Here is a 12,820-nt window from a genome sequence, read left to right as displayed (position 1 = left end):
CGGTAAGTATTCACTTGGAAGTGAGGGGGTCTCACAGCTCTTATCGTAGCGGACAATTGTAAAGCTACCATAAAGGAATCGCTAAGTTTCATGAAGGAAACGTAAAAAAACCGATTCACGGGGAATCGGTCAATGTCTGTTCGGCTTTCGCTAATATATCTGCTTTGACATCATCGTCTCGCCCTTGCCAATTGCGGACCATCATCTTCATTCGCTGGTTTTTTGAGAAACGCTCCTCGTGCCGATCGATGAAGCGCCAGTAAAGGGCGTTGAACGGACAAGCATCCTCTTCGATCGTATGTTTCGGGTTATATGGGCAATCTCCACAGTAATCACTCATCCGGTCGATATATTTTCCAGAGGCGACATATGGCTTCGTGGCAAGTTTCCCGCCGTCCGCATGCAGGGCCATCCCGAGCACGTTTGGTAAGACGACCCAGTCATAGGCATCGATATACATCTCATTGAACCAGTCGCTCGTCTGTTTTGGTGAGATTTCAAACAACGTCGCGTAGTTTCCGAGCACCATCAGCCGCTGGATGTGATGGTTGTGGGCATGTGCCACGACCGGCTTCAGACTTTGATGCAGACAGTTCAAGTCCGTCTTCGCGTCCCAAAAGAAGGACGGTAAGTCGCGTTCATGCTTAAACGTGTTCACCTCTTCATAGCCCGGCATGACGGCGAGGTAGACGGCGCGCATATATTCCCGCCACCCGAGGATTTGGCGGACGAATCCTTCGATCGATGACAATGGTGCATCTGCCTCACAAGCCGCCTCGACGACTTCATGTGGCGTCAAAAGACCGATGTTGATGGCAGCCGACAATAGGCTGTGTGACATTTCCGGTTCATTCGTCATCATCGCATCTTGATACGGACCGAACGTCTCGAGCCGCTCGTTCACGAATCGATTCAACGCCCGTCTCGCCTCGGTGTGTGTGACCGGCCAATGAAACGGGGTCACTTTCCCTGGATGATCGGAGAATGTCGACTCGACCTTTTCGATGACGTCTTTTGTGATGGCGTCCGGTCGAAAATGGATGGCGGACGGAAACGACAGTCCTTCTTTCGGTGGCTTTCGATTTTCCGCGTCAAACGACCACTTCCCGCCACGCGGCTTCCCTTCTTCAATTAAAACATCGAACCGTTTGCGCATCTGACGATAAAACCGATCCATCCGCCACGGTTCGTTCCCTAGCGTATCGGTCGCTTCTTCTTTCGATAAGTAGAAGAGCGGGACATCCGTATGCTCGACTAATTTATGTTTCTTGCCGAATTGCTTGAGCTTTTTAGCCATCGGTTCGTCCGTGACGGCGGTGACATGAATCTCGTCCGGCTCGTACTGGTTTAGGTGTTTGTCCCATGCCTCCTGAAACGAAGCCGCTTCATGGTAATCGACGGTGTACCCTTTGTCGCGCAGTTCTTCCGCAAAGTGGCGCATCGCCGAGAAGATGAGGACGAGTTTTTGCTTATGGTACGGACGCCACGTCGCGCGAGACGTCGCCTCGATCATGACGATGACGTCATCTTCTTTCATTTCCTTCAACATCGCAAGTTCGTGCGAGAGTTGGTTGCCGAGTATCCAAAATGAACGCATGTTATTGACTCCTTTGTCTCATCAATATGCTACAATCGAGCTACTCTTGAAATGAGGTGACAGTATGCTCCCACAAGTGTTCAAAAACTGGGTGGACAGTCAGTACGAAAACCCACGTGGTCCCGTCGGAAAATATATCGGGGAAAAGATGGTGCGCCAACACCGTATCGAAGTCGAGTGGACGATTGCACAGTTACAGATGCACTCAAACGCCACTGTACTCGAACTCGGGTGTGGGGCCGGAGATGCGATGGCGACAATTCTTCAAGAGCGAAAGGATGTGAACGTGATCGGTCTCGATCGCTCGAAGACGCTCATCGCTTCGGCCAAGAAACGTAACGATGTCTCCATTCAAACGGGACGAGCTCGCTTGATGGAAGGCGATTTTCATCAATTGGCGATGATCGAAGCATCTATCGATCACGTGTTCAGCATTCACACGCTATATTTTTGGGAAGATGTCACGACCGTCCTGTCTGAAATCGAACGCGTCTTGAAACCGAATGGCACATTTGTCATCACGTACTGCGATGGGAAAGGCGATGTGCAGTGGGACGGGATTGCTGACAGGATTCAGAAAGAGTTCATCCCCGAGGCGACGAAATTCGGATTTCAGGACGTGTCGGTACGACGAGGTCCCGACTCGCGCGACTATCGTACGGTCGCAGTGATGGGACGCAAACCGCATTCTTAATCAGTACCCGTTTTTCATTCGATTCTTTCACGACAATCTGTTCGGCATGACTGAACATAAAATAATAGGCTAAGCCGATGGTCATCCACTGGCTTAGCCTATTAGCGTTCATCTACAAATTTGATACGTGTTCTTCCCGCTCGCCTTTGATTGATACAGTGCGACATCCGCTTCTTTCAACAATTGACGGAGGTCTTTCTCCTCATCAGGATCGTATGGAGCGATACCGATACTTGCTGATAACGGAAGATGGGCGTCCCACTCTTTCAAGACAGTTAACATCCGTTCGGCATACTCGATGACCACTGCTTCAGGTAACGCATGTGCGACTTTCACTAAAAACTCATCGCCACCTAAGCGATACACCTTCGAGTCATGAATCGGCTCCATCAAGCGTTTCAGACGTCGTGCGACTTCTTTTAAGACGAGGTCCCCTTCGTCATGACCAAACGTGTCATTCACAAATTTAAACCCATCTAAATCGATGAGAAAAAGTGCGCCTCCTTGATTCGGATTTGTCTCGAAATAGTTATATAAGTAGTGTCGGTTATACAGATCCGTCAGTTCATCCCGTGAAGCCCGACGTTCGAGCTCTAAGTAATAACTGAACATACGCACTACGCGTTTCAGCAATTGGACACTTTTCGAATCATACTGGGCACTTTTATGATTCGCGACACAAAGCGTCCCGAAGATATCCCCGCTCTTCGTCAAAATCGGGATGCCTAAATACGACTTGATGTTCACTTCCCTCAGTAATGATTGAAGGCGTGTCGACTCGATTTGTTCTTCGATGTCTTCATACATCAAGACTTCTCGCTGATTGAAATCAATTCGATTGCACACCGTATCCTTCAAATCAAAAGACATTCCTTCTTCAAGCATGATGGGAGAATCTTGTGACGACAGTTTGAGGATATGCTGGGTGTCATCTTCAATTGATGTAAGATAGACCAATTTATCTGGCATAATCTCTTTCGCTAACTCAATCATGTCAATCGCAAGCTCATCAAAATTTCGATACATTTGAAACTCATATGAGTGCATCAGGCACCTCCACACTAAAAATCATCCATATTTAGTATATCGAACTTTCTGTTGTTTCGTGCACCAGCTTCGTCTATTTTAAAACAAAAATACCTCACAACGCTGAATTTCATCGTCGTAAGGTATTGTTTAGCATGCTCGATTATTCATGCTTACATCGAACTCTTCACACTGGCAGCGAGTGCGGCATCAAACCGTGCGGTAATTTGATGCGGACGCGTAATCGCACCACCTACAACGACAGCATGCGTTCCTAAGTCCATGCAGCGCTTCGCCATCTCAGGTGTCAAAATATTCCCTTCTGCGACAACCGGTCGAGACACGTGATCTAACACATCTTTTAAAAATTTGAAATCGTCATGATAGAGAAGAGATCCGTTCGTCTCTTTCGTATATCCATGTAGCGTTGTCGAAATGTAGTCAAAACCAAGGCGATCCGCTTCAATACAATCGTTGAGTGTTGCACAATCCGCCATGATTGCCTGCTTTGGATAAATCGAACGAATAGCATTCACTAACTCTTGAAGTGTCATCCCGTTCGGTCGGAGGCGTTGTGTCGCATCGAGGGCGATTACGTCCACGCCGACTTCAATCAACTCCTCGATTTCCTTCATCGTTGCCGTGATGAAGACGTCACTGTCTTCATAATCCCGTTTGACGATTCCGATAATGGGAACCGAGACCTGTTGTTTAATCTCTTGAATATCTTTCGCTGAATTGGCCCGGATTCCTTTAGCGCCCCCTTGAACGGCCGCAATGGCCATCCGTCCCATAATGAACTCACTATGGAGTGGTTCACCTTCTAAAGCCTGGCACGAAACAATCAATCCAGTCGGTAATGTTGTCATACTGATTAGTCACTTCTTTCTTTTAAACGATCAAGCGCATTAAGCGTTCGCATATAGTGCGCTTTTAATGTTTCATTTGTTTCCATCAATGTCTTCGTCACCGCATCTGCCGTAAAAAGCAGCGGGAGTTGGGTATTAATTAAGAATGCCTCTCCTGACGCACCGGCGGTTAACAAACGGTAGTCGACAACCTCAGCGAGTGGTGAATGCTGATATCCGACGAACGCCACTGTCGTACAGCCCGATTCCTTTGCAAGTTGAACGGCTTGGACGACTTCTCGACTTTCTCCACTGTTCGAGAACGCAATGACCAAATCTTCTGATGTGACAATCGAAGCGTCCATGACCATGCTGTGACTATCAAATGCTGTAGTCGCCAGTAGACCCATTCGTCTCAATCGATATTCCATCTCTTGTGCAACGAGCCCGGCGTTGCCCAACCCATACAAATGGACGGAACGGCTCGAAACAATTTCCTTACAAATAGCAATCAATTCGTCCTGATCAATCAAATGAGCGGTCGTTTGAATCAATTCAATATACGACCTCTGCATCGGTTCCAGTGAAGTCGTTTGGGGCAAATTCGTTTCCGTTAACGTCTTTTGCATCATGAGCTTCAGTGAGCTATAGCTTCCTACGCCGATCTTCTTACAAAATCGCGTTATTGTTCCTGGAGAAGTCTCGATTGCGTTTGCCAGATCGGTAATGTTCATCTCGATGGCCTCTTTCATGTTTGACATGAGATAGTCCGCAATCTTTTTCTCACTGTCTGTCATTTCTGAATACACGTGTTTCATTTGCTCCCACACGGTTCTTCCCTCCAACACATTCGTTATTCGCCCCGGCCTAACGCCTCTTGGACTTCATTCTTAATAATTGTAACAGAAGGACCGTAGATTACTTGAATTCCATTCCCTTTTTGAACTACCCCGTGAGCGCCCGTCTCTTTTAACAAATCTTCACGGACATGTTGATTGTCGTTGACGGTAACGCGAAGGCGTGTCGCACAACAGTCGACCGTTTCAATATTTGCATCGCCACCTAGTGCCGCAATGATGGCTGTTGAACGATCAGACGACGCAATGTCTGATGTTTTAGCTGTTTCATCTGAGCGTCCTGGTGTCATGAAGTTGAACTTCGTGATGAGGAAACGGAACGTTACGTAGTAGAGCAAGAACCAAAAGGCACCGATGACCGGTACGAGCATCCAGTTCGTCTTGTCATTCCCTTGTAAAACCCCGAATAAAATAAAGTCGATGAACCCACCAGAGAACGTTTGACCAATCGTGATCTCAAAGATGTGAGCCATCATGAAGGCAAGTCCATCAAAGATGGCATGGACTAAATAGAGGGCTGGCGCCACAAATAAGAACGCGAACTCTAGCGGTTCCGTGATTCCCGTCAAGAACGATGTGAGTGCAGCAGAGAACAAGAGTCCGAATACGACTTTCTTTTGCTCTGGTTTAGCACAGTGATACATCGCAAGCGCTGCGCCGAGAAGACCAAACATCATCGTGATAAATCGGCCAGACATGAAGCGCGCCGTTCCTTCATAGAATTGAGTCGTATTTGGATCAGCCAATTGCGCGAAGAAAATCTTTTGCGTTCCTTCAATCAATGTACCGTCGATGACCATCGAGCCCCCGAGCCCGGTTGTCCAAAACGGAATGTAGAAGATATGGTGCAACCCGAATGGACCAAGCATCCGTAGGACAAATCCATAGATGAACGTTCCGATATAACCTGTCTTCTCAACGAGACCACCTAGTGAGAAAATTCCATTCTGTACCGTCGGCCAGATAAAGTAGAGTCCAATCCCGACACCAATCGCCACGAACGACGTGATAATCGGCACAAAACGTGATCCACTGAAGAACCCAAGAAACTGTGGAAGCACTTGCTTGTTATAGCGGTTATGCAAGAGTGCTGTGACAATCCCGATCAATATCCCACCGAACACACCCGTTTCAAGTGTTTGAATCCCAAGTGCCATCCCTTGCCCCGCACTCGCTAAGTTCATTTCCATCAACTCTCCTGTAATTTGTAACATCGCGTTGATGGTCGCATTCATAATCAAGTAACCAAGCATTGCCGCCAAACCGGCCGTTCCTTTATCAGACTTCGCAAGTCCTACAGCGACGCCAATGGCAAACAACACAGCCAAGTTCGCAAATACAATCGAACCTGCAGCCGCCATAATCGTGAATAAGTGTTGCAACCAGTCGATGTCGAGAAACGGATATGCTTGTACCGTATTTGGGTTAGACAAGGCGCCCCCGATCCCTAACAATAGTCCGGCTGCCGGTAAGACCGCGATTGGCAACATGAACGATTTCCCGAATTGTTGCGCTCGTTCAAAGAGACGTGACATGAATAAATCCTCCTTAAAATCATTTTCACCTGAATCATAATATGAAAAATATTTTAATGCAAGCGTTTACGGTAAAAAAGATTTTAAAAAAGAGTGGCCACTTTGGGCCACTCAAGATCATCCCCGACTCTTCCGCGTTAACGTCAATCCACCAAATCCACTGATGACGGCAATATAAAACCCTAAATCGTAGAACCAGCCGGTATTGTTCACCTCATACACCCGATACGTGTCATTGAATAACCCTAAAATGAGTGAGATCGGTGCAATCCAGCCGTGCCAGATGCCCCAGAAAAAGCCTGCCGGGTCCGTCGTATACGTCCCGTCACCGGGCACACATCCACCGAGTAGTGTGACGAGCGTCAGCATAATGAGTATGATGCCAAATCGTTTCATCTTTCATCCCTCCTGTTATGTGTATTCCCGTTTCTACAAAAAAAGCACTGACAAACGTCAGCGCCAAAGTTGGACCGTATTCGCAAACTCGATATCGGTCGCGAGTTCCCCGTCAAGCGCATGAAGGTCGAAGTCTTCCCCGTCGAGCCATTTTTGGAAATCGAAGATGACCGGGTCGCGGTCCCCGCCGAGCGCGAACCACGTCTCGAGCGTTTCCGGGAAATAGGCCGCTGTATGAATCGTCCCTGCCCAGCTCTTATACAGTTCTGAGAAGACGCCCTTATCGGTGTCGTTCATGAGGCGGAACGCACTCTCTGCGTCTTGAATCAAATGCTGTACCACTTTGATTTCCATCATGCGACGCGTGGAATCGTCCAGATGGTAGCGATTCTCGTGTTGCAGTAACTCGAAATGGTTCGTACATATATTGGATTCCCGCACTTGGATATCCCGCGGTGTCGCCTCAATCACGCGTGTCTTCGACGACTTGTCATGGACGACGTACGTGAAGGAACCGCGATGCGGAATCTCTTGTAATAAGTCGACTGCTTCTTCCACGGTCGCGCACGTCTCAAGAATGATGCGGCCGATCATCTGGCAGACAAATCCGTCACCCGGTCGACGTCGGTTAATAAAGTTATACCCCATCGCGAGACCTTTCTCATTCATCCCGTCCATGCGTCCCGTGACACGAGAGACTGGTCCGATGACGGCATATCCGTCGTCCGGTTGAAACACATTGTAGCGCCCATCGTACGTCATCGGATGATAGTCGTAGTTTCGGACGAGGAAATTGTCCCCTGTCAGAATCGAGCATCCGCTGATCGGATTATTGACTCGGAAATGTCCGAAGTGAAGCAACGTGTCATTGAGAGACAGTTTGAGCTCGTCTTGAAGCCCGATCAACTCTTCCCAAATCTTCGGAGCAACGGCATCAAAAGCAGCTTTCGCCTCCGTCGCGTCAATCTCGAATCGGGGCACACGTAGCTTCCATTGGTCCGTCCGATTCTCGAGCAGTTGACTGCGTTTTATATATTGTCCTTGAAATCGCCCAAAGTCGTAATGACTTCCGCGAAATTGTGTCAGTTCACTAGAGAATTGTTGCATGAAAAAACCTCCCTTGCGCCCATTATAGCGGACACAGGAGAGGTCTGTCTGAAGTGAGACTGCTTACAACTTGAACTGGCGGCTCATCTGTTGCATCGATTCCGCCGTCGTCGACAAATCTTTGACGAGACGGTTCATCGTCTCACTCGTCGCTGACATCTGCTCCGTTGAAGCGGCCACTTCCTCGTTCCCGGCCGTGCTCTCTTCTGAGATGGAAGCAATCTCTGACAAGCCGTGCTGGATATGGTCTTGGTTCGTCTTCACTCGATCGAGCTGACTACGCATCGAGCCCGTCAGTTGTTGCATATGGCGGACACTTCGTTCGATTTCCGTAAAGGCGCGCTTCGTCGACTCGAGCGTTTCCTTCCCTTCCTCTGCCGCCGTCATACTTTCTGTGAACGTCTGGCCGAGGGCAATCGAATTTTGTTTGACGCTTCCGACAATTTCCGAGATTTCACTGACAGACTCGGCGACACTGTCAGACAGTTTCCGTATCTCCGAAGCGACGACCGCAAACCCCTTCCCGTGTTCACCCGCACGTGCCGCCTCGATTGCCGCATTCAATGCGAGCAGGTTCGTCTGTTGCGAGATTTGGCGAATCATCGTGACGAGCTCTGTCACCTCGTCCGCCTGTTGCTCGAAATCACGGACTTGTCCTTGTGACGACTTCACCTGTTCATGAATATGCGTCATCTGACTGACGGCACTCTCCATGTAGCGAAGCCCATCCATCGTCACCCGACTGACGACTTCTGCCTGCTCGCTCACTTGGTCTCCGTCTGACGTCGTCTGTTCGACGAGCGTCGAGAATTCGTTCATATGTCCATACAAGCGCATCGTCAACACACTTTGATTTTCGACACCGCTCGCAATCTCTTCCATCGTATAAGCGATTTGACGAGATGCGTCATTCACTTCTTCCGAGATGCTCGAGACGTTCCCACTCTCGTCCCGGACCGTCTGTGCCGACGATTGGATCCCAGAGATTAAGTCTTTCAACATATGGGTCATCTTGTCCATCGAGACTGTCAGACGCTTGATCTCATCATTCGATTTCAACTGAATGGTTTCGACCTCTTTCGTTGCCGTCGCCAAGTCACCTTCGGCAATCGACGTCGCGACGCGTTCTAGCGCTTGGAGAGGGCGTAGCTTCCAGCCGAGGTACCGCCAGATGATCATGGCTGCGACGACAAGTAAGACGAGAAGACCAATGAGGATTGGTGGCAAACTCTCGGTTAACACATCTCCTGTGATCGCTGCGACTTCTGTGGCTGCCTTATCGATTCCAAGGACCCCGATGACCTCGCTACCACGTTTGATTGGAACGAGCACTGTCACATACTTCCCGTATTCCGGATCGTCAATGACGTTCGTTGTGACCGTATCGCCATTGAACGCATCCATCGCTCCTTCGTATGTCATCGCGGTAGTAGGTGTTCCGATGTCTGCTGCATCCGCTTGACTCAAACCATCAACGATGATTTGAACTTCTTCGTCCTCGGTGGCAATCGTATACACATACATGGCCCCGATTTGTTGGCGATATGTATCAAGATATTCTCGTAACTGTTCATATTGCTCATTTTTTTTCGGATTTGCCAAAAAAGACGCATATGCATCCGCATCTAATGTCTCGCTAATCCGTTCTCCATCTTCAATCATCGTCGCATGCAACGTGCTGAGTACGGAATGCTTCGTACTAAAATATTGCACGACCCCGAACACGACGATGAGCAATGTGACGAAGGCTAACATCGCTAATACAATGCGTTTTTGTAACGACTGTGTTTTCTGTTTCATCTCGATTTCCTCCATTCTGTCCTTACCCTTTGTATCGGACAGAATGCATCAATCTCCACAAAAAAACAGACGATTTTCGACAAAATCGTCTGTTTTATTCAATGTTTGTCGAATCGATGACTTCGAGTGGAATCGTAACTTCCGTCTCGCCTTCCTCTACGAGATGGAAGAGTGGAAGTGTATCTGATACGAAAAGATCAGGGTCTACGTCAGTCTGATATTCATACGTTCGAATGTCTTCTTCCCGCTCTGCAATCAGTTCGCCGAACGGAATCGCAATCCGTTCTCCATCGACCTCATAACTCATAACCGTCGTCGGGTCGAGGCGGCGATTTTCAAGCATGCGAATCGTGAAGAGCATCGTTGTATTGTTCGTCCGTTCAAGTGAAACGGCAATCGCATCAGATTGTCCTGCCCGCTTCTCAATCATTGCCTCATCCACGTTCTGTTCGTAGACAATGTTCTCTTCGTTCGACTCTTCCGTCTGTAGTTGCTGACAGCCCACAATCGTCATTAAGCCAACTAGTAACACAATTACTAAAGCACGCATCCCATTTCTCCTTACTTCAAGGCGAAAGTGAGTTCTGCTTCACAAGCAACTTCTCCATCGACTGTGGCCACGGCACGTCCTTTACCGATCGGTCCACGAATTTTCATGATTTCTACTTCAAGGCGAAGCTGATCACCCGGGACCACTTGACGTTTGAAACGACAGTTGTCAATCCCTGCGAAAAAGGCAAGCTTGCCTCGATTCGATTCGTCTTTCAACATTGCGAAAGCACCGACTTGTGCGAGTGCCTCGACAATCAAGACGCCTGGCATGACGTTATAGTCTGGGAAATGCCCGTTAAAGAACTCTTCGTTCGCCGTGACATTTTTTAATCCGACAGCACGCTTCTTATCTTCGACTTCGATAATTCGATCAATTAACAGAAACGGGTATCTGTGTGGGATTACTTCTTTAATTTGCTCAATTGTATACATCCATCCACCGCCTTTAAGAGGTTAGCCAAAAATCGGTGATATGGCGCCACGTCTCGATGTCAAACACATCTCTCCAGTCGCCTCCGCCAATGACGCTATATCCAATGATTGCTCCAAGGGCGAGCATCGCGATTGCCAACACTAAAACGACGAGTACACGCAGTAAGATCGGGAATCGACGATGATTCGACAATCGTGATCGCTGCTTCTGCTTCGTCTCTTGTTCTGGTGAACCTTTTTGTTCTTCCGAACTCGTTTGTTCATCGTTCGCCACGTCCAACCATCCTTTCAGCTAAAATGATTATATCATATTAGTACCTGGTATTAAAATGCGTAAATTGCTACCTTTTTAGTGTACCCTATGCACAAATGTCGAACAAGCATCCTTCCCTGACAGAAGCTGATCGATTTTTTCCTTTTCCCATAAATATGCTACGCTTAAGCTATTCCATGTCAGGAGGTTTGTTTATGTTAAAAGAGTTTAAAAAATTCGCGATGCGCGGGAATGTCATCGATCTCGCCATCGCCGTCGTACTCGGTGCGGCGTTCACGGCCATCGTCAACTCGCTCGTCAATGATATCTTTATGCCGCTTCTCGGAATCATTATCGGAGGAATTGATTTTTCGAACTTAAAAGCGAGCGTGCTCGGAGTGGACGTCTTATACGGGAACTTCATTCAACAGATTGTATCATTTATTTTGATTGCCTTTGCCCTCTTCCTAATCGTCAAGCTCATCAATCGCCTACAACGTGAGAAGGAAGTCGAGGAGGCAGTTGCCCCGACCCCTACGAAAGAAGAGCAGTTGTTGACTGAGATTCGTGACTTATTAAAAGAGCGCCCATAACAAGCCAAAAACGCTTTGACGAATCGTCAAAGCGTTTTTTCGAGGACATGGCGAACCCGTTGAACCGCACTCGTCAATAACGGGGCGGCTTCCCATATCGCTTCTTCTAGTGTCATGATGCGTGACACGATAGGAAAGATGGCGACAATCCCCGATTCCTCATGAGCGGTCAAATCAGATTGCCCGGCGAACACGAGTGTCGGGATCCCATATGTGTGGGCAAGACGCGCCAACCCGTAAGGCGCTTTCCCCTCTAAACTTTGCGCATCAAACTTTCCTTCTCCCGTGATGAGCCAATCCGACCCTTTCACATAGTCTTCGAACCTTGACCAACGGACGACTTCTTCGATGCCACTCATATAGGTCGCCCCAAGTTGCAGGAGCGCGAATCCGATGCCACCTGCCGCACCGGCTCCGTCGAGTGACTTCATATCCTGATTGAAGTGACTCGCATAGTCGTCGAGTAACTGATCGTAGCGAACCACATCGTCCGCTGCCAAACCTTTCTGGGGACCGAACACGTGCGCAGCACCTCGTTTTCCCGTCAACGGATTACGTACGTCAGAAGCCATTCGCCACTCAACGTCCCTTACTCTCGGGTCGAGTCCTGACCAATTGATGGAAGCGACGTCTGCAAGTTGATGCGGCATCGAGGATACAGCTGCACCGCTCGCATCTAAAAAACGAACACCTAGCGCCTCAAGCATCCCTTTCCCACCATCGATCGTCCCGCTTCCTCCCAGTCCGATCGTGATGACCGTCGCTCCCCAGTCTAGCGCATGAACAATTTGCTGTCCGACTCCGATCGAACTATAGCGCCATGGGTCGACGTGAGTGAGGAGCGTTAACCCTGTCGTTTCCGCCACTTCCATCACGGCGTGTTTCGTTAATGGCTCAAAACCAAATCGTGTGGGACGCTTCGTCCCATCTAAGCACGTAACGACCTCTTCCACGATGACCGCATCCTCGTGCGTTGCAAACCACGCATCAAGAAACCCTTCTCCTCCGTCTGAAATCGGGATAGTGATGACGTCATGTCCCGGCAAAGCACGACGGACAGCTTGATTCGCTTCCATGCTAGATAGCGAGCCTTTGAATGAATCCATGGCAACTACGATTCGCATCTCGTT

14 protein-coding genes are annotated in these 12,820 nt (G+C 48.7%); 2 read left to right on the top strand and 12 right to left on the bottom strand.

Going from position 1 to position 12,820, the window contains the following annotated elements; genetic code table 11:
• Positions 1–115: 115 nt before the first annotated feature.
• Positions 116–1,597: a cryptochrome/photolyase family protein gene (locus tag AC5LIL_RS02520; protein WP_499824764.1), complete on the bottom strand. Its 1,482-nt coding sequence runs from the start codon at positions 1,595–1,597 to the stop codon at positions 116–118.
• Positions 1,598–1,661: 64 nt separating this feature from the next.
• Between AC5LIL_RS02520 and AC5LIL_RS02515 the strand changes: the two genes are divergently transcribed.
• Positions 1,662–2,291: a class I SAM-dependent methyltransferase gene (locus AC5LIL_RS02515; RefSeq protein ID WP_499824763.1), complete on the top strand. Its 630-nt coding sequence runs from the start codon at positions 1,662–1,664 to the stop codon at positions 2,289–2,291.
• 108 nt (positions 2,292–2,399) lie between these two features.
• On the opposite strand, the gene AC5LIL_RS02510 is transcribed toward AC5LIL_RS02515, so the two are convergent.
• From AC5LIL_RS02510 to AC5LIL_RS02465, 10 genes are all read right to left on the bottom strand, one after another.
• Positions 2,400–3,338 carry a sensor domain-containing diguanylate cyclase gene (locus tag AC5LIL_RS02510; RefSeq protein ID WP_499824762.1) on the bottom strand — a complete coding sequence of 313 codons (939 nt, stop codon included), beginning with the start codon at positions 3,336–3,338 and terminating at the stop codon, positions 2,400–2,402.
• A gap of 152 nt (positions 3,339–3,490) precedes the next feature.
• Positions 3,491–4,186, bottom strand: a complete 696-nt coding sequence (locus AC5LIL_RS02505; RefSeq protein ID WP_499824761.1) for an N-acetylmannosamine-6-phosphate 2-epimerase — start codon at positions 4,184–4,186, stop codon at positions 3,491–3,493.
• A 5-nt stretch (positions 4,187–4,191) separates the two neighbouring features.
• The gene (locus tag AC5LIL_RS02500) at positions 4,192–4,995 is read right to left on the bottom strand and encodes a MurR/RpiR family transcriptional regulator (RefSeq protein WP_499824760.1); all 804 of its coding nucleotides are present in this window, start codon (positions 4,993–4,995) and stop codon (positions 4,192–4,194) included.
• Between the two features lie 23 nt (positions 4,996–5,018).
• A complete protein-coding gene (locus AC5LIL_RS02495; protein WP_499824759.1) occupies positions 5,019–6,557 on the bottom strand; it encodes a maltose/glucose-specific PTS transporter subunit IIC in 1,539 nt (512 codons plus the stop codon).
• 117 nt (positions 6,558–6,674) lie between these two features.
• Positions 6,675–6,953, bottom strand: coding sequence for a hypothetical protein (locus AC5LIL_RS02490; RefSeq protein WP_012727334.1), 279 nt, complete (start codon positions 6,951–6,953; stop codon positions 6,675–6,677).
• 57 nt (positions 6,954–7,010) lie between these two features.
• Positions 7,011–8,060: a C45 family autoproteolytic acyltransferase/hydrolase gene (locus AC5LIL_RS02485; protein WP_214694477.1), complete on the bottom strand. Its 1,050-nt coding sequence runs from the start codon at positions 8,058–8,060 to the stop codon at positions 7,011–7,013.
• A 63-nt stretch (positions 8,061–8,123) separates the two neighbouring features.
• Positions 8,124–9,860 (bottom strand): methyl-accepting chemotaxis protein, encoded by a 1,737-nt coding sequence (locus tag AC5LIL_RS02480; protein WP_499824758.1) that lies wholly within the window; start codon positions 9,858–9,860, stop codon positions 8,124–8,126.
• A 94-nt stretch (positions 9,861–9,954) separates the two neighbouring features.
• Entirely contained in the window at positions 9,955–10,410 is a 456-nt protein-coding gene (locus tag AC5LIL_RS02475; RefSeq protein WP_427372227.1) for a hypothetical protein, read from the bottom strand.
• An 11-nt stretch (positions 10,411–10,421) separates the two neighbouring features.
• Complete coding sequence (fabZ, locus tag AC5LIL_RS02470) at positions 10,422–10,844, bottom strand: 3-hydroxyacyl-ACP dehydratase FabZ (RefSeq protein ID WP_427372226.1); 423 nt, start codon at positions 10,842–10,844, stop codon at positions 10,422–10,424.
• Positions 10,845–10,857: 13 nt separating this feature from the next.
• Positions 10,858–11,118, bottom strand: coding sequence for a DNA-directed RNA polymerase subunit beta (locus AC5LIL_RS02465; protein WP_214694488.1), 261 nt, complete (start codon positions 11,116–11,118; stop codon positions 10,858–10,860).
• Between the two features lie 194 nt (positions 11,119–11,312).
• On the opposite strand from AC5LIL_RS02465, the gene mscL reads away from it, so the two are divergent.
• Positions 11,313–11,690: a large conductance mechanosensitive channel protein MscL gene (gene mscL, locus AC5LIL_RS02460; protein WP_214792967.1), complete on the top strand. Its 378-nt coding sequence runs from the start codon at positions 11,313–11,315 to the stop codon at positions 11,688–11,690.
• Positions 11,691–11,716: 26 nt separating this feature from the next.
• Here the strand turns inward: mscL and AC5LIL_RS02455 are convergent, their stop codons facing one another.
• Positions 11,717–12,814, bottom strand: a complete 1,098-nt coding sequence (locus AC5LIL_RS02455; protein ID WP_499824757.1) for a glycerate kinase family protein — start codon at positions 12,812–12,814, stop codon at positions 11,717–11,719.
• Positions 12,815–12,820 lie beyond the last annotated feature (6 nt).

It is taken from the genome of Exiguobacterium sp. RM11 (genome assembly GCF_059821525.1).
This window is presented reverse-complemented; position numbering and strand designations above follow the sequence as displayed.

What these genes read in the sequence shown, in the direction of transcription:
- mscL (WP_214792967.1), top strand. Translation starts at nt 11,313, where the DNA reads ATGTTAAAAGAGTTTAAAAAATTCGCGATGCGCGGGAATGTCATCGAT.
- AC5LIL_RS02495 (WP_499824759.1), bottom strand. Translation starts at nt 6,557, where the DNA reads ATGTCACGTCTCTTTGAACGAGCGCAACAATTCGGGAAATCGTTCATG.
- fabZ (WP_427372226.1), bottom strand. Translation starts at nt 10,844, where the DNA reads ATGTATACAATTGAGCAAATTAAAGAAGTAATCCCACACAGATACCCG.
- AC5LIL_RS02485 (WP_214694477.1), bottom strand. Translation starts at nt 8,060, where the DNA reads ATGCAACAATTCTCTAGTGAACTGACACAATTTCGCGGAAGTCATTAC.
- AC5LIL_RS02505 (WP_499824761.1), bottom strand. Translation starts at nt 4,186, where the DNA reads ATGACAACATTACCGACTGGATTGATTGTTTCGTGCCAGGCTTTAGAA.
- AC5LIL_RS02520 (WP_499824764.1), bottom strand. Translation starts at nt 1,597, where the DNA reads ATGCGTTCATTTTGGATACTCGGCAACCAACTCTCGCACGAACTTGCG.
- AC5LIL_RS02475 (WP_427372227.1), bottom strand. Translation starts at nt 10,410, where the DNA reads ATGCGTGCTTTAGTAATTGTGTTACTAGTTGGCTTAATGACGATTGTG.
- AC5LIL_RS02480 (WP_499824758.1), bottom strand. Translation starts at nt 9,860, where the DNA reads ATGAAACAGAAAACACAGTCGTTACAAAAACGCATTGTATTAGCGATG.
- AC5LIL_RS02490 (WP_012727334.1), bottom strand. Translation starts at nt 6,953, where the DNA reads ATGAAACGATTTGGCATCATACTCATTATGCTGACGCTCGTCACACTA.
- AC5LIL_RS02510 (WP_499824762.1), bottom strand. Translation starts at nt 3,338, where the DNA reads ATGCACTCATATGAGTTTCAAATGTATCGAAATTTTGATGAGCTTGCG.
- AC5LIL_RS02455 (WP_499824757.1), bottom strand. Translation starts at nt 12,814, where the DNA reads ATGCGAATCGTAGTTGCCATGGATTCATTCAAAGGCTCGCTATCTAGC.
- AC5LIL_RS02515 (WP_499824763.1), top strand. Translation starts at nt 1,662, where the DNA reads ATGCTCCCACAAGTGTTCAAAAACTGGGTGGACAGTCAGTACGAAAAC.